The 20,764-nt window shown below is 65.0% G+C and carries 20 protein-coding genes; 11 read left to right on the forward strand and 9 right to left on the reverse strand.

What is annotated here, in order from left to right:
* Position 1 precedes the first annotated feature (1 nt).
* The gene (gene queA / locus NYR54_RS11675) at positions 2–1,078 is read left to right on the forward strand and encodes a tRNA preQ1(34) S-adenosylmethionine ribosyltransferase-isomerase QueA (protein ID WP_261515839.1); all 1,077 of its coding nucleotides are present in this window, start codon (positions 2–4) and stop codon (positions 1,076–1,078) included.
* Entirely contained in the window at positions 1,075–2,208 is a 1,134-nt protein-coding gene (tgt, locus tag NYR54_RS11680; RefSeq protein ID WP_261515840.1) for a tRNA guanosine(34) transglycosylase Tgt, read from the forward strand. The genes queA and tgt overlap by 4 nt, the downstream gene beginning before the upstream one ends.
* A gap of 239 nt (positions 2,209–2,447) precedes the next feature.
* Here the strand turns inward: tgt and NYR54_RS11685 are convergent, their stop codons facing one another.
* A complete protein-coding gene (locus NYR54_RS11685; RefSeq protein WP_261515841.1) occupies positions 2,448–3,299 on the reverse strand; it encodes a helix-turn-helix transcriptional regulator in 852 nt (283 codons plus the stop codon).
* 217 nt (positions 3,300–3,516) lie between these two features.
* The gene (locus NYR54_RS11690; protein WP_261515842.1) at positions 3,517–8,370 is read right to left on the reverse strand and encodes an apolipoprotein A-IV repeat region-like domain-containing protein; all 4,854 of its coding nucleotides are present in this window, start codon (positions 8,368–8,370) and stop codon (positions 3,517–3,519) included.
* A 282-nt stretch (positions 8,371–8,652) separates the two neighbouring features.
* Between NYR54_RS11690 and NYR54_RS11695 the strand changes: the two genes are divergently transcribed.
* The 3 genes from NYR54_RS11695 to NYR54_RS11705 all read left to right on the forward strand — a co-directional run bounded on the left by NYR54_RS11695 (position 8,653) and on the right by NYR54_RS11705 (position 10,507).
* Positions 8,653–9,000, forward strand: coding sequence for an Hpt domain-containing protein (locus NYR54_RS11695; RefSeq protein WP_261515843.1), 348 nt, complete (start codon positions 8,653–8,655; stop codon positions 8,998–9,000).
* A 106-nt stretch (positions 9,001–9,106) separates the two neighbouring features.
* Positions 9,107–9,427, forward strand: coding sequence for a (2Fe-2S)-binding protein (locus NYR54_RS11700; RefSeq protein WP_261515844.1), 321 nt, complete (start codon positions 9,107–9,109; stop codon positions 9,425–9,427).
* Between the two features lie 51 nt (positions 9,428–9,478).
* Entirely contained in the window at positions 9,479–10,507 is a 1,029-nt protein-coding gene (locus tag NYR54_RS11705; protein WP_261515845.1) for an NAD(P)/FAD-dependent oxidoreductase, read from the forward strand.
* 2 nt (positions 10,508–10,509) lie between these two features.
* Here NYR54_RS11705 and NYR54_RS11710 read toward each other — a convergent pair whose 3' ends face one another.
* Complete coding sequence (locus NYR54_RS11710) at positions 10,510–11,124, reverse strand: DUF922 domain-containing Zn-dependent protease (protein ID WP_261515846.1); 615 nt, start codon at positions 11,122–11,124, stop codon at positions 10,510–10,512.
* A gap of 175 nt (positions 11,125–11,299) precedes the next feature.
* On the opposite strand from NYR54_RS11710, the gene folP reads away from it, so the two are divergent.
* The 3 genes from folP (at position 11,300) to folK (ending at position 13,091) form a co-directional block, all read left to right on the forward strand.
* The gene (gene folP, locus NYR54_RS11715; RefSeq protein WP_261515847.1) at positions 11,300–12,142 is read left to right on the forward strand and encodes a dihydropteroate synthase; all 843 of its coding nucleotides are present in this window, start codon (positions 11,300–11,302) and stop codon (positions 12,140–12,142) included.
* Between the two features lie 75 nt (positions 12,143–12,217).
* Positions 12,218–12,577, forward strand: coding sequence for a dihydroneopterin aldolase (gene folB / locus NYR54_RS11720; RefSeq protein WP_261515848.1), 360 nt, complete (start codon positions 12,218–12,220; stop codon positions 12,575–12,577).
* Positions 12,561–13,091, forward strand: a complete 531-nt coding sequence (gene folK / locus NYR54_RS11725) for a 2-amino-4-hydroxy-6-hydroxymethyldihydropteridine diphosphokinase (protein WP_261515849.1) — start codon at positions 12,561–12,563, stop codon at positions 13,089–13,091. The genes folB and folK overlap by 17 nt, the downstream gene beginning before the upstream one ends.
* Positions 13,092–13,164: 73 nt before the next feature.
* Here folK and NYR54_RS11730 read toward each other — a convergent pair whose 3' ends face one another.
* From NYR54_RS11730 to NYR54_RS11745, 4 genes are all read right to left on the reverse strand, one after another.
* Complete coding sequence (locus NYR54_RS11730; protein ID WP_261515850.1) at positions 13,165–13,719, reverse strand: hypothetical protein; 555 nt, start codon at positions 13,717–13,719, stop codon at positions 13,165–13,167.
* Positions 13,720–13,831: 112 nt separating this feature from the next.
* A complete protein-coding gene (locus NYR54_RS11735) occupies positions 13,832–14,908 on the reverse strand; it encodes a YcjF family protein (protein ID WP_261515851.1) in 1,077 nt (358 codons plus the stop codon).
* On the reverse strand, positions 14,905–16,371 hold the full coding sequence (locus NYR54_RS11740) for a YcjX family GTP-binding protein (RefSeq protein WP_261515852.1): 1,467 nt from the start codon (positions 16,369–16,371) through the stop codon (positions 14,905–14,907). Before NYR54_RS11740 ends, NYR54_RS11735 begins: the two co-directional genes overlap by 4 nt.
* A gap of 103 nt (positions 16,372–16,474) precedes the next feature.
* Complete coding sequence (locus NYR54_RS11745) at positions 16,475–16,981, reverse strand: SixA phosphatase family protein (protein WP_261515853.1); 507 nt, start codon at positions 16,979–16,981, stop codon at positions 16,475–16,477.
* Positions 16,982–17,231: 250 nt separating this feature from the next.
* Here NYR54_RS11745 and dksA point away from each other — a divergent pair, with 250 nt between their 5' ends.
* Complete coding sequence (gene dksA / locus NYR54_RS11750; protein ID WP_261515854.1) at positions 17,232–17,648, forward strand: RNA polymerase-binding protein DksA; 417 nt, start codon at positions 17,232–17,234, stop codon at positions 17,646–17,648.
* A 145-nt stretch (positions 17,649–17,793) separates the two neighbouring features.
* Here dksA and NYR54_RS11755 read toward each other — a convergent pair whose 3' ends face one another.
* Both NYR54_RS11755 and NYR54_RS11760 read right to left on the reverse strand, forming a co-directional pair.
* Positions 17,794–18,405 carry a PilZ domain-containing protein gene (locus NYR54_RS11755; RefSeq protein ID WP_261515855.1) on the reverse strand — a complete coding sequence of 204 codons (612 nt, stop codon included), beginning with the start codon at positions 18,403–18,405 and terminating at the stop codon, positions 17,794–17,796.
* A 78-nt stretch (positions 18,406–18,483) separates the two neighbouring features.
* Complete coding sequence (locus tag NYR54_RS11760; protein ID WP_261515856.1) at positions 18,484–19,119, reverse strand: PAS domain-containing protein; 636 nt, start codon at positions 19,117–19,119, stop codon at positions 18,484–18,486.
* Between the two features lie 370 nt (positions 19,120–19,489).
* Between NYR54_RS11760 and NYR54_RS11765 the strand changes: the two genes are divergently transcribed.
* Together NYR54_RS11765 and NYR54_RS11770 are read left to right on the forward strand one after the other, a co-directional pair.
* Entirely contained in the window at positions 19,490–20,230 is a 741-nt protein-coding gene (locus NYR54_RS11765; RefSeq protein ID WP_261515857.1) for a rhomboid family intramembrane serine protease, read from the forward strand.
* A gap of 84 nt (positions 20,231–20,314) precedes the next feature.
* A complete protein-coding gene (locus tag NYR54_RS11770) occupies positions 20,315–20,746 on the forward strand; it encodes a CBS domain-containing protein (protein WP_261515858.1) in 432 nt (143 codons plus the stop codon).
* Positions 20,747–20,764: the final 18 nt, after the last annotated feature.

Consider the following 20,764-nt stretch of genomic DNA (forward strand, 5'->3'; position numbering starts at 1 on the left):
CATGCGGGTCGATCTGTTCGATTTCGAGCTGCCGGAAGACCGGATTGCGCTGAGGCCTGCAAGCCCGCGCGATTCGGCGCGGATGCTCGTGGTCCGCCCGGGAGGGACTTTCGAGGACCGCACGGTGCGCGATTTGCCGGAGTTCCTGCGGCCTGGCGATGCGCTGGTGTTCAACGATACGAAGGTGATCCCAGCGCGCCTTTCCGGTTTTCGCAGGCGCGGCGGGTCCATCGCGCAGATCGACGCGACGTTACACATGCGTGCCGGCCCGGACCGCTGGAAGGCCTTTCTGCGGCCTGCCAAACGCGTCGAGGTGGGCGAGCGTATTCAATTCGGCCACGACGCGCGGGTGTGTCTGCTCGGCTCGCTGGAAGCGACCGTGGCGGAAAAGGGCGAGGGCGGCGAGGCGCTGCTCGTCTTCGACCTTTCCGGGCCCGTGCTGGACGAGGCGATCGCCGCGGCGGGGCGCGTTCCCCTGCCGCCCTATATCGCGTCCAGACGCATGGACGACGACCGCGACCGGACCGACTACCAGACGATCTTCGCGCGCGAGGAGGGGGCGGTCGCCGCCCCCACGGCGGGGCTGCATTTCACGCCGGAGCTGTTTCAGGCGCTCGATGCCGCCGGAATCGAGCGGCAGTTCGTGACGCTACATGTGGGGGCGGGGACGTTCCTGCCGGTGAAGGCTGAGGATACGGAAGCCCACAAGATGCACGCGGAATGGGGGGAGGTGGACGCGGAGACCGCCGACGCGCTCAACGGGGTGCGGGCGCGGGGAGGGCGCATCGTTTCCGTCGGCACCACCTCGCTCCGGCTTCTTGAAAGCGCGACCGATGCTTCGGGTCGGATCGCGGCATGGTCGGGCGAAACGGACATCTTCATCGTGCCCGGCTATCGGTTCAGGGCGGTGGACATCCTCATGACGAATTTCCACCTGCCGCGCTCGACGCTTTTCATGCTGGTTTCGGCCTTCAGCGGCCTTGAAACCATGAAGGCCGCCTACCGCCACGCGATTGAAGGCGGCTATCGCTTCTATTCCTATGGCGACGCCAGCCTGCTTTTCAGGGAAGAATGGTGAGCGATCATTTTACATTCCGCGTGCTGGCCACGGACGGGCTGGCACGGCGCGGGGAAATCACCATGCCGCGCGGCACCATCCGCACGCCGGCCTTCATGCCCGTGGGAACGGCGGGCACGGTTAAGGCCATGTATATGGACCAGGTGCGCGCGCTGGGAACCGACATCATCCTCGGCAACACCTATCATCTGATGCTGAGGCCCGGGGCCGAGCGCGTGGCCAGTCTGGGCGGGCTGCATGAGTTTGCCCGCTGGCCCTATCCGATCCTCACCGATTCGGGCGGCTTCCAGGTGATGTCGCTTGCGGCCCTGCGCAAGATCAGGGAGGACGGCGTGACCTTCCGTTCCCACGTGGACGGCAAGGTGCACCACATGTCGCCGGAGCGCTCCATCGAAATCCAGGGGCTGCTCGACGCCGACATTCAGATGCAGCTCGACGAGTGCATCGCGCTGCCGGCGCCCGAGCGGGAGATCGAACGGGCCATGGAGCTGTCGCTGCGCTGGGCAGAGCGCTGCAAGACGGCCTTCGGCGACCAGCCCGGCAAAGCGATGTTCGGGATCGTGCAGGGCGGCGACAAGGTGCATCTGCGCCTGCGCTCGGCGGAGGCGCTGGCGGCCATGGAACTCAAGGGCTATGCCGTGGGCGGCCTGGCGGTGGGCGAGCCGCAGGCCGTGATGCTGGAGATTCTGGAGGCGACCTGCCCGGCACTGCCCGCGGACAAGCCGCGCTATCTTATGGGCGTCGGCACGCCGGATGACATTCTGAAGTCCGTGGCTCGCGGCATCGACATGTTCGACTGTGTTATGCCGACACGCGCGGGCCGCCATGGCCTGGCCTTCACGCGGCGCGGCAAGATCAACCTGAAGAACGCGCGCCATGCCGACGATCCCCGCCCGCTGGACGAGGAGAGCGATTGTCCGGCCGCGCGCGACTATTCGCGCGCCTATCTGCATCATCTGGTCAAGTCCGGCGAGGCGCTGGGCGGCATGCTGCTTACCTGGAACAATCTGGCCTACTACCAGAGCCTCATGGCCGATATCCGCGCGGCGATAGAGCAGGGGCGGTTCAAGGAACGGGTGGCCGAAATCCAGGAGGAGTGGGCGCGCGGCGACCTGCCGGCCTTGGGGTGAAAGCCTTGTTCGGGGACACCGGCCCGGCGCCGCGAACATGAGGCGACCGGACGCTGGAGGGAGGTCCGGAGGGACAGGTTTGGCTCAGTTCCGGCGGGCTTGACTCGACCTATCCCGACTGCGGCTCTCGCCAATCCCTTTATCTCGAACCAAATCGCCATGAGGCGAAGGCTTCCCGCCAGCCATAGGAAGCTCAGGCAACGGGCATCCTCCTCGTGCCGTGAGGCGATGGCGGCGCTTCAGGGGTCGATAAGCCCCTGCTGGATGGCCTTGGCGACGGCCTGTGAGAGCGTCCGGCATTCCAGTTTCTGCCGGGCCGTGCGGAGATAGCTGCGCACCGTGTATTCGGAGATTTCCAGGATGGCCGCGATGGCCTTGGAGTCCTTTCCGCGCGCGGTCCACAGCAGGCACTCGGCCTCGCGCGGCGCAAGGGCCGGGGCGGCAATCGAAAGGGAGAGCTCAGCCAGAGCCTTTTCGTGAATCAATTGAGCGGCTTGCCGGAGAAAGCTGAAATTCTGCTCAATGAAGCTCAACCAGCCTTCAAGCGACCCATCCCCGCTGATCGAAAGGATCGAGCGACGGGAGAACCGGTCGACGGTCGGGAAACAATGGCCATGCGCACCGACGCCATGGGCCTGCGAATCGGTTATGACCGCCTTTTCGCGCTCGTTCATCTGGATCTCGTGCCAGCCGAAAGGTTCGGTCGCGCTGAACCCGGCGCGCACGACAGGATCGATACTCACGTAGTTCATGAGCATGTAGCGGAATATCCACTCCGGCGTGGTTGTGCGCACAAACGGATAATTGATCGGCCCGGCGCGCGAAACGTTCATGTGGAACGTTACGTGCTTGAGCTCGAGGCTGTCGCGCAGGAGGAAGATGGCGTCCTCGACGCTGCCTGGCTCGTTCATCGCCTCGATAATTTCGGTCTGGGTTAGCCGGACCAGCTTTTCGCGGCCACGATGCATGCGACCCCCGGTTTCTTCCCACTTCAGATTGCATTGTAGCCGAGTCGTTTGCAAGCAGGTGTATAGGCCCTTGTGCAGCTCTTCACAAACCAACGATTGGTAAACGGAGGGCAAAAAAACCACGCGGAAAGCTGGCCCGGATGGACGGGACCATTGGGAGCGGAAGTTGGGAATGTGATTTAAGCACGTGAGTGTTTGGCGCCTGGCCGGTTTGAGGGAAGTTCATTGGCCTGCCCGGTGAAAAGGGTTCCGTTCGGGCGAATCAAAACCCCGGCACAAGGCCGGGGCTTTGATGATCGGCTGCGGTCGGGGAGAGAATGCCCGTCTCGTGTCTTCAGCCTCAGCTCAGACGGCCGCTCGCATGCGCGAGCATTGTGTAGACCTTGCCGGTATCGGAGGTGAGATAGGTCTGGCTCATGATGTTGTCTCGGTCTGAGCGCGAGACATCGGCCAGAAGCCTCTCGAAATCGCGGCAGTACTGGTCCACGGCCTTGCGGAACTCGGCGTCGGCCCGGTACTTGCGCTGGATCTCGTCGAAGGTCTGCTGACCCTTGAGCGTGTAAAGCCTGCGGGTGAACACGTTGCGCTCACCGCGGCGGTAGCGCTCCCAGAGCTCGACGGAGGCTTCGTGGTCGATCGCACGGGCGATGTCGACCGAAAGCGAGTTTAGCGATTCCACCACATGCAGGGCCGACCGGTCGCCGCCCTTGGTGGCGGAGGCGGGGGCTGTGACGGTCTCATCGTCCTCGCGGGAGGCGCTGCGCAGGAGATCGCGGATCCATCCGCCATTCCCGCTGGGTTCGCTTCCGCGGCGATCGATCGGGGCAGGCTGCGACCGTGGGGGCTGCACGGCACCCTCCGCGCGCGGCCGTTCCGCGGCACGCGGCAGCACGGCCACCTGCGCGCCGGGGTTGGCGGCCGCCGCCGCCGGGCCGCGCGGTCGCTCGAGCGGCGCTTCTGGAGCTGCGACGCTCATTCCCACATCGTGGAGACGGCCGGATTTTGCAACGATCTCCGATAGTTCCTTGAGCGCGTTGATCTGCTCCGTGATGGCCCTGCGCATGGCGGTGGTGGATTGCCGCGCCTCTTCCGGCAGCTCGACGATGCCGCGCTTCATGTCGGCGCGCGTCTCTTCCAGCTCGTTGCGGATTTCGGCGGCCGTGCGACGCAGATCTTCCGTCGCGCCGGAGAAGCGGCTGGTCGCCACCTCCACGACCTGATTGATGGCGTCGCGGATGGATTCGATCGACTGGCGCGTGCGCCCCTCGGCGTTCTTGAGAGCGCCGGAGACCAGATGCTCGAACGAGTGCATGATGCGCTCGACCTGCTCCGACTTCTCGACCAGCCCGCTGGCGAGCTCGGCAAGGGCCTGCTGGCGTCCGTCGAGCGTGGAGGTGAGGCGAGACTGTGCCTTCTCCAGAAGTTCGGAGGCTTCTTCGAGCAGCCTGCTGTGATCCTCGAAGCGGCTGGCGATGGCCGAAACCTCCCGCAGGGTGCGCTCCGAGAAATCGGTGAGGCGCCCGGAATTCGCATTGATGAGACTTGCCGAATTGGCAAGGCTCTCCGCCGCCTTTTCCGCCTTCTCGGCAAATTCGCGGGTGGTGCCGGAAAGCTTCTCGTCGACCTCGGAGAGATTCTGCGCGGCAACCTCCACGAACTGGCTCAGCCGGTCGCCCGACGAATCCAGCCGGCCGAGCAGCTCGTTCACCTCGTTCACGAGGCTGCCCCGGGCGCGCTCGATGGCGCTGAGCGTGTCGGCCGTGCGGCTTGCCAGGGCGTTGATGAGGGCGGCGTTCTCCTGCTGCAGACGCCCGGCGGCCTCCTGAGTGACGGCAGCAATCTCCCGCTGCAGCTCGCCGCCGCTGGCTTCGAAGCGCTCGACCAGCGGGCGGGCGGTTTCGTCCAGGATGCGTGCGATCTCCGAGGTCCTGCTGGCCAGGACGGCATTGAGCTCGCGCGTGCGCTCCTCCAGCGTGCGCACGGTCTCGCCGGTGCGGCTGGAGATGTGCTCGTTGATCTGCGCGAAGGTCTGGCCGATCGTATCCGCGGTGGATACCAGCTCGGCCTGCGTGCGCGAAAGCTGCTGGCTGACGTGGTGGGCGGCCTGTTCCGCGCCCAGCTTCAGCCGCTCTTCCATGTCGCCAATGCCCGTTTCCAGCATGGCCTTCGTGCGGTCGGCACTCTCGCCCAGGCGCTTTTCGACCTCCATCATGCCGCCGAGGATGGCTGCCGCCGTTGAACCTGCCGCCGACTTCAGGCGGCTTTCGATCTCGCCCAGCTTTTCGGTGATGGCCTGAGCACGTGCGTCGAGCTCGGCCGACGTCTGATGCGTGCGCGCGATGATGCGGTGGTCGACCTCCTCGAAGGTGCGGGCCACGCCTTCGGCGCGGGCTCCGAGCATCTCCGCGGCCTCGGCGATGCGCGCCGAAATGCGGTTGTCCACCTCCTCGAAGGTGTGGGCGACATTTTCGGCCCTGCTGCTGAGCATCCGGGCGGATTCGGCAATGCGCTCGGCAATGCGGTGGTCAAGCTCGTCGAAGCCCTTCTGGACGTATTCGGCACGGGCCGCAATGCGATCCGCCGCGCTGTCGAAGGTGCGGTCGAGCTCGTTTACGCGCTCGCCCAGGTTCCGGGCGGCGCTTTCCACATGTTCGGTGATACGGTTTGCCGCGCCGTCGAAGGACAGATCGATGCGATCGATCTGTTCGCCGAGTGCGGCGGCCACGCTCGCGACGCGCTCGGCCAGGCGCTCGTCCACGCCGTCGAAGCTGCTGTCGATCCTGTCGACCTGGGCGTTGAGCGTTTCGGCCACCTGCGCGACGCGGTTGCTGATGCGCTCTTCCACGCCATCGAGGACTTTCGCAGTTTCCTCGCTCAGCGAGCCGGTGGCCTCCATGACCTTGTCGCGCAGGGCTCCGGCGATCACGATCGCGCTGTTTTCGAGCGTGTGACGCACATTGTCGACACCCGACGCCAGAGCACGCTCCATGGTGCGCGTCCGCTCCTCGATCACGCCCGAATGGGTGGCGAAGGCCTCGTTGACCCGTTCGATGTCGGCACGGATGGCGGATGTCAGCTCCTCGCGGCGCTCGCCGATCTTGGCGATGTCCTCGTCCAGAGCGGCGGCGAAGCTGGAGCGCGTCTCGATAAGCTTTTCGATCTGCCCCTTGATGCGAGTTTCGAAGCTGGCATGGAGCTCATCGAGCTTGCGGACATCGTCCTCGAGAAGATTGGCGAGCCTGTCCTGATTTTCGTTGAAGACGCTGATCTGGTTCTGGACGGCGGCATCCATGCGCTCCTGCAGGGATGCGAAACGCTCCAGGCCGCCATCGAGCTTGGCGTCCAGTTCGGCATGGCTCTCGCGCAGGCGGGCGGCGAACTCGTCGGCCCGGCTCTGCAGCATGATGGAGGTGGAGGCGACCAGGTCGGAGAGTTCCCCGTCGATGGTGTTCTTGCCCGCTTCGATGACGGAGGAAACCTCCTCGCGGCCGCGCGCGAAGGTGTCCGCGATCTCGCGCGCCCGCTCCACCAGTGAATCGTTGATGCTGCGCGCACGCGCTTCGAGCGCCGATTCCAGCCGTTCGATACCGGTGTCGAGCGCTTCAGCGCGGGTGGAGAATTCCGAAATGAGCGCGTTGCCGCGCTCCGAGAGCGTCCGTTCGATCTCGCTCATGCGGTCGGCGAACAGCGCGTTGAGCCGCTCCGTAGCCTCGCTCACGGAGCTGACGAGGCCAAGGCTGCGCGCCTCCAGCATCTGGTCCAAAGAACGGGTGGCCTGATCGGCCTGCTCGGTGAGGGCCGCAATGCGGGTATCGATAAGGGCGGCGATTCCGTCGCCGGAGGTTGTGATGCGCTGCGACAGGTCGCCGATGCGCTCGTCGAGAAGGCGGCTTGCCATCTCGCTCGAACTGCTCAGGCGCTGGATGAAGGCTTCGCCCGAAGTGTCGAGCGTGGCAATGCGTGAATCGAGCAGGCCCGCCAGCGTTTCGCCGGAAGAGGCAAGCTGGCTGGAAAGGGTCTCGACGCGCTCCTGCACTGACTTGCTGACGGCTTCACCCGCGTCGTTGAGCCGCGCGACAAGCGCTTCGCCGGAGCGGCCGAGATTGGCCATGAACCGTTCGGCGGCGCTGTCGACGCTGAGCCGGATCTGCTCTCCGGCCGCATCGAGCTCCTGCTTGATGACCTCGTGAGCCCCGGTGATGGAGGCGCGCACGCGCTCCGCATGGCCGACGATGCCCTCGCGCTCGGCGCCGAGGGTATCGACAAGAAGGCGGATGCGGGCCTCGTTCTCCGAGTAGGCGCGCTCCAGCTCGTTGACCTCGGTATGCACCAGGGTTTCGAGCTCGACGGCGCGCGCGAGCGTCCGCTCGATGCCTTCGCCCATCGCCTGGACCTCGCGGCGAACCGCCTGTCCGACCATCATTATGCGGTCGCGGGCAATGTTCTCGGGTTCGATAAGGCGGAAGGCGGCCTCCGTCATGTGGCGCGCTGCAAGACGCATCTCCTGGGCGCGGCGGATCATGACAGCAAAGCCCCAGAAGAGGAGCACCGGCAAGATGATGCCCAACACCACGCCGACAGCGCCAGGCGCCGTCAGAAGCCCGCCGAGAGAGCTGGCCTGCCAAATCTGCGTGCCGTAGAGGAGATGGGCAACGCCAAGCCCACCCACGATCCAAGCCACCGACAGGACGGCGGCAATCCAGTAGATCGTGTTGGGGGGGCGCTGTTCAAGCTTGCCTGCAAAGACGTGATATTCGCCCTGCCTGTCGTCATTTGCGGGCAGGAGGACGGATGAGCTGCTGGGAGCGGTTTCCGCGCGATGCAGATTTCCGTCGCGGCCCGTCTTGTCGAAACGGGAAGGTTCGGTTTCCGCAAGCGGTGGCTCCGCCAGATGGGGCCCATCCTTTTCCGCGGCAGCGCTGGCTTCGGCATCGGCCAAGGCGGCAGGGGCTTCGACCGAGGAGACGGCGGGGCTTTCTGCCGCTTCGTCTTCGACGCGGTCCTGCTGCCCCTCGCGCGCAAGCTCTTCGGCCGCCATCGCTATCTGCGCCTCAAGTTCCTCCATCGAAGCGGCGATGTCCAGGTCGCCGCTTTCCGCGGCAAGAGCGGCCGTTTCTAGCTCAAGTGCTTCCTCGAGCTCTTTTGCGAAATCGTCCGTGAACGTCTTCTTGGTGGATACACTGCTACGCGCCATACCGCCGCTACCCTGTTTTTCGGGCCTAGAAGGACAGCGCCTCCTGGCCCGCTTACACCCGTACCTCGCCAAATCGTATCGTAGTGGCACAGGCTTGTGCTGAAAATACGTCTTCGCGGCGATATCCAAAAGTTTAAATATAAGGTTAACGTGTTGCTGGCTCATGCGAGGGCATTGCCGCCCCGCCGTTAACCGCTTGTGCACACGCGTAAATTAGATTTTAACGCCATTGATCCGGGCTACAAGCCCTTGCGTGTTTCACTGCGGGACGGGGGGCGCCGCATGATGGATGAGGGATACGGCGGACCGGCCGTTGAGGAGAAGAAGGCACCGCTGGATCTTGCTCATCTCGAACGGCAGACCATGGGTGATGAAAGCCTCAGACGCGATGTTATGGCGCTTTTCGACGAACAGATGAATGCCGTACGCGCCGGTCTTGCCGAAGCGGACGAGGACGAGCGGCGCCAGCTGGCGCACCGGCTTGCGGGATCCGCGCGCGCCCTGGGTGCCTTCGCGCTCGCGGAGGGGGCGTCCCGGCTGGAAGCCGCGCCATCTTCCGACGCCGCGGCGAAGCGGCTTCTCGAACTCATCGAGGAAACGGCGGCATTCATCGCCCGGCACGTGCGATGATAAGCCCCGCATCACCTCTGTTGACACGCCGCGCACAGCGATTATCTCCGGCAGAGCCGATCTTCTTTGCCGGCGCGGCCTGCCGCGCCCCCGCCAGGGCCGTCTCATGACCAGAATTACCTTCATTGCTCCCGACGGAACGCGTTACGATGTGGAAGCCGAAAACGGCTCGACCGTCATGGAGAACGCCATCCGCAACGGCGTCCCCGGAATCGAGGCCGAATGCGGCGGCGCGTGCGCCTGCGCGACCTGCCATGTCTATGTGGACGAGGAATGGACCGACACGGTGGGTGCGCCAGAGGCCATGGAAGAGGATATGCTCGATTTCGCCTACGACGTGCGGCCCAATTCCCGGCTGTCCTGTCAGATCCGCGTGCGCGACGAGCTGGACGGGCTGGTGGTGACGGTGCCCGAACGTCAGGCGTAGGGCGACGTTACATCGATCCTTACCTATATCGCAGGAGAAGGTGGGCCGGGGATGACACAGGTGACCAGAACGGACGTGGTGATCGTCGGGGCAGGCCCGGTGGGCCTGTTCGCCGTGTTCGAGCTCGGCCTGCTCGATCTCAAATGCCACCTCATCGACATCCTCGACCGGCCGGGCGGCCAATGCGCCGAACTCTACCCGGAAAAGCCGATCTACGACATTCCCGCATGGCCGGTGATCTCCGGCCAGGAACTGGTGGACCGGCTGATGGAGCAGATCAAGCCCTTTCAGCCGCAATTCACCTTCAACCGCATGGTGTGCGCCCTCGAACGCCTGGAGGACGGCTCCTTCCGGGTGACGACCGACGAAGGGGAGGTCTTCGAGGCGAAGGTGGTGGTGATCGCCGCAGGCGGTGGCTCCTTCCAGCCGAAGCGCCCGCCCATACCGGGCATCGAGGCCTTCGAGGGCAAGAGCGTCTTTTATGCCGTGCGGCGCATGGAGGAGTTCCGCGACGAGGACCTGCTCATCGTCGGCGGCGGCGACTCCGCGCTGGACTGGACGCTGAACCTGCAGCCCATCGCACGCCGGCTGACGCTCGTGCACCGCAGGCCCGAGTTCCGCGCCGCGCCTGACAGCGTGAACAAGATGCTGGCGCTGAGGGACGAAGGCAAGCTCACCTTCCAGATCGGGCAGGTGACCGCGCTGACGGGAGAGGACGGCCAGCTTACAGGTGCGAGGGTCAAGGGGCCGGACGGGGAGGTGGAGATCGCCTGCACGCGGCTTCTGCCTTTCTTCGGCCTGACCATGAAGCTCGGGCCCATCGCGAATTGGGGGCTCAACCTCCACGAGAACCTGATCCCGGTAGATACTGAAAAATTTGAAACTTCCGAGCCCGGCATCTTCGCCATCGGCGACATCAACCACTATCCGGGGAAGCTGAAGCTGATCCTTTCGGGCTTCCACGAGGCGGCGCTGATGGCACAGGCGGCCAAGCGCATTGTCCACCCGGATCAGCGCGTGGTCTTCCAGTACACCACGTCCTCGACGAGCCTGCAGAAGAAGCTGGGCGTCGCAGGGTAAAGTTAAGGCTCAAGCCGTCCGGCCTCGATCTGTTCGAGGCGGTAGCGCAGAAGCCGCATGATCCGGCTTTCGAAATTAATGGCTTCGACGCGGTCGAACCGCTCCTGAGCTTCGTCATGCGTTGCAAGGATCCTAGCGCTCGTCCGCTCGACGTCCCGAACGAGCCTGCGGCAATCTCGCCGCCATGGCAGGCTCTTGAGCTCATCTTCGAGCATACGCGCATGCGTCTTGGCGATTACGAGATGGCTTTCCTCGTGGCGCCTGATGTCGCGGGCGAGCGTGTCCCAGATAATCCGCACGTCATGCTCGGCCCGTGCCCGGTCGCGCCAGTTCGGCAGGGTCACCTTCGCCGTGACGGAGACCCGAGCATCGGCCACCACGCAGCGCCCGCGGCTTTCGCCATATTGCACGCGCGTGTTGAACTCCAGGTTGGTGGCGCCGGGATGCCTCTGGCCCGTGCTGTCGAGCCGGGGGCCGCGCGCCTGTAGCTGGCGCTCGATTTCCGTCAGCGTTTTTCCGCGGATGGGAAAGTAGCTGTAGGTCTTGGAAAGGGTCGCGGCGGCCGAAGGCGCCAGGAAGGCACCAAGGACGATAAGGGCGAGGGCGGCGCGTCGCATGGAAACCTCCTGTGCCGACAGATTGCGGCAAGCTTCAGTCCGGCGCAATGGAAAAGCCGGAAACGGGCAACGGATGTGTCGCTCGCAGGTTTCGCAAATGTAATTGATTTTGCCCTAAGGCCGCCGCAGAAGAGTGCGGCTGCAGAAGAAAAACAAGCGGGAAGGACGACGCGGGATGCAGGTTAGGCGGTGGAGGCTCGCCCATGGCCGTGAGCTCGAACTGGGCGCCGAGGCGCTCATCATGGGCGTGCTCAACGTCACGCCTGACAGCTTTTCGGACGGCGGTCGGTACACGTCCGTGGAAGGCGCGGTGGCAGCCGCCCGGGCGATGATAGAGGAGGGGGCGGCGATCGTCGATGTGGGCGGCGAATCGACCCGCCCCGGCGCTGCGCCCATCGCGGCGGCGGAGGAGCAAGCACGGGTGCTGCCCGTCATCGAGGCGCTGGCGAAGGAGACGGATGTTCTTCTTTCCATTGATACCTATCGCGCCGAGACGGCGCGGCTCGCGGTTTCGGCGGGCGCGCACATCGTCAACGACGTCTGGGGGCTCAGGAAGGATGCGGGCATAGCCGAGATTGCGGCCGCGACCGGGGCGGGGCTCGTGCTGATGCATACCGGCCGGGAGCGGCAGAAGCTGCCTGACGTCATTGAGGACCAGTTCGCCTTTCTGCGCGGCGCGATCGAGATCGCGCGTGCGGCAGGTGTGCCGGACGAGCAGATCATGCTTGATCCCGGATTCGGCTTTGCCAAGGATCCGGGGGAGAATATGGAGATCATAGCGCGCTTCACGGAACTGGCCGATCTCGGATTTCCGTTCCTGGTCGGCACCTCGCGCAAGCGCTTCATCGGGCATTTCACGGGCCGGGATGTGGCAGACCGCGACGTCGGCACGGCGGCGACGAGCGCCCTTTTGAGGATGAAGGGGGCGGCCATCTTCCGCGTCCACGACGTGGCAGCCAACAGGGACGCCCTGCGAATCGCCGACGCCCTTCTGGCGGCCGAACGCGCGCGGGATTAAAGCAGATCTAGCTGCCTGCCGAGCGGAGCTCGCCGGGACAGCGTGAGAGGCACGGGGCCGGAGGTGACGAGACCGATGTATGTGATCCGGATGAAGAACTGCGCCTTCTTCGCGCGCCACGGCGTTTACGAGGAAGAGGGGGCGCTCGGGCAGCGGTTCTATGTGGATGCGGAGCTGACGGTGGACCCGGGCGAGGCACTGGTCAAGGATTCCATCGAAGGCACGGTGGATTACGGAGAGGCTTTCTCTGTCATTCAGGAGATCATCACCGGCAAGCGGCGATTTCTGATCGAATCGCTGGCGCTGGAAGTGGCCAAGGCGCTGACCCGCCGTTTTCCGCAGATCGCGCGTGCCTCCATCACCATCCGCAAGCCGGGGGCGCCGGTGCAGGGCGTGCTCGATTATGTGGAGGTGACCGTTGTCTGGCCACAGTAAGAGCCGGGCGTTCCTCTGCCTTGGCGGCAACATCGGCGAGCCCGCGAAGGCGATGGCGGCAGCCCTGCGCGCGCTCAATGAGGATGAGCGGGTTTCGGTGCTGCAGGTTTCCTCGATCTATCGCACGCCGCCCTGGGGCGTCGTGGATCAGCCCGATTTCCTGAACGCGGTGGCGGAAATCGACACCACGCTTTCGGCGCATGAATTGCTCCAACTGTGCCTTGCAACCGAAAGTGCGCTGAAGCGTGAGCGCCACGAGCGCTGGGGGCCGCGCGTGATCGACATCGATCTTCTGCTCTATGATGAGGAGCGGATCGAGGAGAGGGATCTGCAGGTTCCCCATCCGCGCATGCTGGAGCGGGCCTTCGTACTGGTGCCGCTTTCCGAGATCGCGCCGGAATTGAGGCTGGAGGGCAGGGCGATAAGCGATCACCTCTTGCGGCTCGACGCCTCGGGGATCGAACGGGTCCGCGCCGGTGGCGGGTGGTGGACAATGCAGGAGCAGGCGTTATGAAAAGCCGGGTGCGCTAAGTTTTGATTTTCCCTGTTTTGGACGGAAAACCGGCAACCGCTTTTCGTGAAATTGCTTAGTCCCGCCTAACCGAGCTGACGGCACTGGGCTCGGTGCGCTTGAGGGTGACGCCGATGACGGGCACGAGCTCGTCCTCGACATGGACGGAGATCGTCACCGCCATGGTGTCGGGGCCGTCAAGCTGAGCGCGCATGGCGCCTGTTAGCTCGTTGCGGTGAATGGCGAAGACGGCGTACTGGTCTTTCACCACGCCGCCGACCACATCGAGCCCGTTGCCCGCGGCGCCATCCATGAACGTGCCGCGAAAACCGGATTGAGCCCGCTCGATGCTGGCCGACATCGGTTGATTGAACAGGCCGACCCGGCAGCCGCCGTCGAGGGCCATGCCGACGCCGTCCTCGCGCGCGGAACCGTCGAAATCGCAGACGAATTTCGTGCCCTTGTACTTGCCCGCGACGATCTCGCCGGCGCCCGACCAACGGCCGGCCACGCGCTCGAAAAAGGCCAGGTCGCGATCATATGCGGCGGCGGGAACCGAGCTTCCCGCGGCGAGCGCGGCAGCCGAAAGGATCGCTAGTCTCAGCGGGAGATGGCACATGGAACCGAACACCGTACGTTCCGATAATGCCGAAGCATGAGGAATTTTGGTTAAAGCTTTATAACCAACCACTCGTCGCCGGTGCGGCAGGCGGAAAATTTCCGCCCGCTGTAAGCCAGGATCATCAGGCCTTTCCGGCGGACCCACCTTCGGCTTTTGCGGTGAACTGAGCCAGGGCCTTGAGGAAGTCGCCCATGCCGGGCCGCTCGACGGCGCGGAAAGCGAGCGGCCGAATCGCGTCGATGGCGGCAATGCCGATTCGCGCCGTCATCATGCCGTTGACCACACCTTCGCCGAGGCGCGCAGAAAGCCTGGCTGCGATGCCGTGCCCGACGAGCTGCTGCACCAGCGTCTCGCCCATGGCCATGGAGCCGGTCACGGCCAGATGCGCCAGAACGTTGCGCGCCAGGCGGAAGAAGCCGAGGAAGCCCGGCCTTCCGCAGTAAAGCTCCGAGAGGCGGCGCACGAGGCGGGTGGCCTCGAACATCACATAGCCGACATCCATCAGCGCCCGGGGGCTGACCGCCGTTACCACGGAAACGCGCTTGGCCGCATCGAGCACGAGCTTGCGCGCGCGCCGGTCGATGGGAGCGAGGAGCTCCTTCTCGGCGATGCCCAGGAGATCGCGGGCGTCGATCACATCGTCCTTCAGCTCTTCGAGCCGCCGCCGTCCGGCGGCCGTATCGGGATGACTGGCGAGCAGGGCGGAAAGGTCCGCCACCAATGCGCGGGCCGCGCCGGCGTCGTCCCGCTCATGGGCGTCATCGGCGCGCCGCCGCATTTTGTCCACGGAGGCAAGCCGGGCGAGGGCGAACAGCTCGCGCCCGATGACGATGAGAGCGGCGAGCGCGGCGGCGGCGACGAGCAAGGTTCCCAGCCAGCCGAGCCAGTCGGCGCGCGCGAACAGATCGCGGATGAACCGGTCAGCCCAGAGCCCAGCGGCCAGGGAAAGGATGAGGCCCACCGACGTGAAAAAGATGGTGCCGAGCCGGAATCGCTTCCTGCGCGGAACGGCAGGCGGAGGCGGGGCGACAACCGTTTCCTGCTGGTCGAATATGTCGAGCTCGGCCGGCGTGATCGACACCGTCTCGTCGATCCTCACGGCCTGGGGCCTGCGTAGCGGCGGCTCCTTCCGGGTCTCCGGTGCGGGCTGCGGCGGCTGCTTGACCGGGAAGGCGGCCGGTTGGCGCGAATCGCTCATGAGAGCCTGTCTCCAAGGAGGAACTGCAAGGCGCGGTCGAGCCGGATGTGGGGGAGGGAGAGGGTTACGCCCTCCGCCGTGCGTTCCAGCTTCGGCGGGCGGAAGCGCACGAACCGAATGGCAGCGTCGCCGGAGGGAGGGGGCGCGTCTTTCCGGAACAGGGCGGAGGGGCTCTCCGGCAGGTCGCCGGGGAAGATCGCCGTTTCCGTCTCGCCGTCGAACGTCTCCGAGCCGATGGTTTCACCGGCAAGCGGCGTGCCGATGATCACCGGCAGGCGCTGGCCCCCGCGCGTGACTTCTCCTTCACGTGTCGCCCGCACCGCCGCCATGGCGACCACATCGACGGTGGCGCCAGAGAAGTCGGCCCGCGCGATGGCGCGCTCGGCAAGCCTGCGCACGATTGCCTGCAGCCGGTCGTGGCCTTCATGGTGGACATGATCGGCCTTGGTGGCGGCAATCAGAATGCGGTCGATCTTGCGAGAGACGAGGCCGGTGAGCAGATTGCCGCGTCCCGGTCGGAAGCAGGCCAGGATTTCCGTGAGCGCCCGCTCCAGATCGGCCACCGATGCAGGCCCCGCATTGATGGCCTGCATGGCGTCGATAAGGACGATCTGCCGGTCGAGGCGGGCGATGTGCTCGCGGAAGAACGGCTTGATGACGTGGGTCTTATAGGCCTCGAAGCGCCGCTCCATCAGGGCACGCATGGAACCGGGGCGGGTCTTGCGCCCGTCCGGTATGGGCAGCGGCGCGAAGGTGAGGGCAGGGGAGCCCTCGAGATCGCCCGGCATGAGAAAACGTCCGGGAGGCAGGGTGGACAGCGCGCGCCCATCCTCCTTGCAGGCCCTCAGATAGGCGGTGAACCGTTCGGCGAGGCGCTGCGCCAGTACTTCGTCCGCGTCGGCGTCTGGATCGACGCTGGCGGCAAGCTCGCGCCAGGCGCCGGATACGTCGCGGCGGACGGGAAGATCGGCAAGCTCCATCGCCTCGCGGCTGAATATTTCGTAGTTCTTGCCGAGGAGAGGCAGGTCGAGCAGCCATTCGCCGGGATAATCGACGATGTCAATGGAAAGCCTGCCGCGTGAGAACATCCGCCCCCAGGCGGAGGCCGATTCGTACTCGATGGTGAGCCTGAGCTCGGAAACGGCGCGGGTGGAAGCCGGCCAGACGCGGCGGTCCACCAGATCGGCAATGTGATCCTCATACTGGAAGCGCGGCACGTTATCGTCCGGCTGGTGCTCCAGATAGGCCTTGGCTATGCGGCCCGAGGCCTGCGCCTCGAAGAGCGGCAGGCGGCCACCATGCACCAGATTGTGGACGAGCGCGGAGATGAAGACCGTCTTGCCCGCGCGCGAGAGACCGGTAACGCCAAGCCGCAGCGAGGGCGACCACAGTGCCGTGGCGCGATCCGCCATTGTGTCGAGTGCGATCAGCGCCTCGTCGGCAAGCGTGGTCAGCGATGGCAATGCCAGAAATCCTCAATCCGTTGCGCTACCCGCATATAGGCAATGGCAGGTGATGATGAAACCAATAGGCGATGGACTGCGCTGATGAAACTCCTAGACGGCTTCATGCCTGCGGGGGGATAAAGGCCGCAAGGGTCGCACAGCGCGGGGCAAGTCCCCACCAGGGCTCGGCCACCTCGAACACGGCGAGCGCGCCGGGCGGGAAGCCCGCGTGCATCGCCGCAAGCGCGCCGGCTTCGCCGCCAGCCGCAAGCTGCGAGGCAAGCTCCGCGATCGCCGGATTGTGCCCGACGAGGAGAACCGAATCCTCCGTCGGCGCGGTGGCGAGGATGACACGGTAGTCGCCGGCGTCACCGCGATAGAGCTCCGGCAGGTGCAGCGTCTCGGGGGCGAGATCGGCAAGGCTCGCGGCGACCGCATCCCAGGTTTGGCGTGCGCGCAAGGCGGTCGAGCAGAAGACGAAGGCGGGCACATGGCCCTGGGCGCGCATCAGCCGGCCCAAGGCGGCAGCGGAGCTGAGGCCACGCTCGGTAAGCGGGCGGTCCACGTCGCTCTCGCCGGGCCGTGTTCTCGATGCCTCGGCGTGCCGCAAGAGATAGAGCCGGTGCATGACATCCTCCCGAATCCCGCAGCCTGCCGGAGCCGATGTTACCCTGTCGGCCGCGCGGCGCAAAATCCGGCCGCTCAATGGCCGGCGGCGGCCCGACGGCGCAGAAAAGCCTGAAATCGTCCGGACTTGCGGCGAGGAGCGGAAGAGTCTTTGTGCTTTTGACAATTATGTTATTTGAATGCCGTTTATGCTTGTCGGCGTTGTCGCGCACGAATATATAGGCGCCGCTGGCAAGTTGTGGGGTAGGTCCATGTCCGAAGTCCTCGATGCCGACTATGTGCCCTCCGAAGACGAGCCGTTTATGAACGAGCGTCAGCGGGCTTATTTTCGCAACAAACTCATCAGGTGGAAGAACGAAATCCTGAAGGAGGCACGCGAGACTCTGGAAGCATTGCAGCGTGAAAGCGCGAATCATCCCGATCTCGCTGACCGCGCCTCCTCGGAGACCGACCGGGCGATCGAGCTCAGGGCGCGCGACCGTCAACGCAAGCTGATCGCGAAGATCGATGCGGCGCTGCAGCGCCTGGAAGATGGCACCTACGGCTATTGCGAGGAAACGGGGGAGCCCATTTCCTTGAAACGCTTGGATGCGCGTCCCATCGCCACGCTGTCGATCGAGGCGCAGGAACGTCACGAGCGGCGCGAGAAGATCTATCGCGACGACTGATCCTTTTGAGGATCCTTTCGGTGCTTCATGACGCCACTGAAAGGGTCCAAGTTTCCCAATCCAGACGGAAGAACCGGTATCCGCTTTTCTTGAACTGCGCTAAGCAACCTGCGCGCCGCACCTACCTGTGGCCCTGGGCGGCTTATCAGGAAAAGGTGGAAAGCAGCGTGCTCTGCTCCTGAACGACGGCGAATTCGACGGCGATTCCGCCGTCGAAATGACGCACAACCATGCTGCGCAAGGGGCCGAGGAAGACCTGCGATCCCACCTCGGGCTTGATCTCCGTCTCCACGGCGGCGCCGGAGAGCGAGAGGTCCACGATCCGGCAGGGATAGCGGCCTTCGCCGGGGATGTGGATGGTCGCGACCTGATTGCGGGGTGTGATTCGCTCGTGCCGCCGGTCCTCGGACAGATTGAGCTCGTGCCGGTTGGCAAGCCAGGTGAGCTGCGCCGCGAGCTTGTCCCGCTTGCGGTCCGACGCGTTGATCGTCATGGCGAAGCCGCCGTCGAAAAGGCGCGCGATCCGGCCCTCGATCCGTCCGACATGGTCCAGATAGGCCACTACGCGCTCGCCGGGGCTGCCCGTGCGCTGCGCAAGGAGGGCCACGCCGCCGGGCGACATGTCGATGACCCGGCAGGGATGCTCGGAGTGGTCTTGCAGCATGTAGCGGCCGTAAAGCGTGACCTTTACCCGCTGAAAACGCCGCCTCTCAGAGCCCCGCATCGGCATGGGATGTGTTGCCACCGAAACCGTCATCGTGCCCGCCCCTCCGGCTGCCGCTCAAGCGCCGGATGAATCCGCGAATTAGGCGGGAAACGTTAAAAAACGGGTAAGTTACGGGTCGCGCCGCCCGCCCTGCAGGACGACGAGGTGGCGGATCCGCCGCCCGAAGCCGTCGAGGCGGGCCGACAATTCCTGCTTGCTGGGCGACAGGGGCGGCACCGGCATGCCGTGGCGGAGGGAAACGAAGGGCGCTTCGCGGTCGGGATCGAGCATCCGGAAGCTTTCCACCCGGTTTTCCACGATCGGATCGGCACCCAGCCAGTAGGGCTTCATGAAGGGCTGGATGGTGCCGAGCGCCCGCGCGCCTTCCCTGCCGCCGTCGAGCGGCAGGATGAGCAGCTCAAAGCGGTTCAGCCGGCCGTCGCGGCTCTTTCCCTCGAAGGTGATGACGGCGACCGTCGATTCCTCCAGCGCTTGGGAGACGAGGCGGCTCACAAGGGCCTGATCCCTTGCCGCCCAGAGCGAAGGGAAGACAAGGCCGCGCAATTCCTTGCCGTAGGTGGCGCAGATGCGCGTGCCGGCAAGCCGGAAGACGGGTTCGCCGCGCATCCCGCGTTCCAGAATGAACGTGTCGGCGAGAAGCCCCTTGATGTCGGCGGGTTCTATTTCGGTACGCCGCGGAGCAAGGCGGCTGCCACGCAGCCTGTTCCAATATTGGAACAAAGCCATGGTGCCGTCCCGATTCATGCCTGCCGCTCTCACTTTCCCTGCCTTGTCCTGTCCCAAATCTGGACGGGAGCCGCGCTCCTTCCGTCTGTTTGGAGGAGAAGCAGGAGGCGTGCCAGTCCCGTTATGGGTTTGTGCACGGGAAGGGTTTGTTGGGGTAAAGAAGCGGTAAATCGCCTAAACGACTGACTTGAAAGCATTTTGCAGTGATCCTGCTCCCGCGGTCCGAAGTTGGCATGGCCCTTGCCTAGCCAGTGGCAGAGGCGGGGGACTCGACCGGGGAGGAGGCGGGGACTCGACCGGGAAGCCGTCCAGCGGGAACGCTGGGCGGCTTCTGTTTTTTCGTGAGGTCTGATACCGCAGGCTGCAGCAAGCCGATCCGCAGGATGTCATGACCGACCACGACAGCGCCACCCAGGAACAGCCGCAGGGCGGACAGGCTCCGGCGCGCGAGCCCTTCTTCAATCTTTCCGGAATCGTGACGGCCATCATCGGCCTGTGCATCCTCGTGCATTTGGCGCGGCTCTATCTCCTGAGTCCCGCGGCGGATGCTTGGGTAATCCTGCATTTTGCCTTCGTGCCCCTGCGCTTTACGGGCGGCTATCCGCTGGACGCCTCCGCTTTTGCAAGCCCGTTCACTTATGCGTTCCTGCACGGGAGTGCGATGCATCTTGCCGTCAACATGATCTGGATGGCGGCATTCGGCTCGCCGCTCGCCAATCGGATCGGCACGGCCCGCTTCATCTTCTTTTGGGCGGCCACCGCGCTTGCGGCGGTGCTTCTCCACTTTGTGCTTCATCCTTCGGACCCGGTGCCGCTGGTGGGGGCGTCCGGCGCCATCTCCGGCATGATGGGAGCGGCGGCGCGCTTCGCCTTCCGCATCGATCGCAGCGCGCGACGGCCGGGCTTTGCGGGACCTGTGCTGCCGGTGCCAATCGTGTTCCGCTCGCGCATGACGGTGGTTTTCCTGGCCGTCTGGTTCGTGGTGAACCTGGTGGTGGGCCTTGGTTCCGGGACCGGCGGCACGCCCAGCATCGCCTGGGAGGCGCATATCGGCGGGTTCCTGGCCGGGTTTCTCGCCCTGCCCGTTTTCGACCGTTCGCCGCGGCAGCAGCCGGAGAGCGGCAGCTGAGCCTGCTTGCAAAGTTTCGCACTCCGGCGCAACATCCGGCTTTTGAAGGGGGAGGTCGGGGCGGCTGTGAGACAGGAGGTCGCCATGACAGTCAAGGCCATTCTCGATGCCAAGGGCCGCGATGTGGTTACGATCGCGGCCAGCAGGACGCTGCGCGAGGCGGTGTCCCTGCTTGCCGAACACCGCATTGGCGCGCTGGTCGTCACCGTGGACGATGACCGCATCAGCGGCATTCTTTCCGAACGCGACATCGTGCGCGCCATCGGCAGGGAAGGGGCTGAAGTGCTGGAAAAACCGGTTTCAGCGGTGATGACCGCACGCGTGCAGGTCTGCCGGGAAAGCCACACTGTCAATGAGGTGATGCAGATCATGACGGAGGGCCGCTTCCGCCATCTGCCTGTGGAGAAGGACGGGCGCCTCGCGGGAATCGTCTCCATCGGCGACGTCGTCAAACGCCGTATCGAAGAGGTGGAGCGCGAGGCGGAGGAAATCCGGACCTATATCGCCACGGCGTAAGCCGACAGCTTCCGAAAG

The organism is Chelativorans petroleitrophicus, assembly GCF_025398195.1.
Classification (GTDB): Bacteria; Pseudomonadota; Alphaproteobacteria; order Rhizobiales; family Rhizobiaceae; genus Chelativorans; species Chelativorans petroleitrophicus.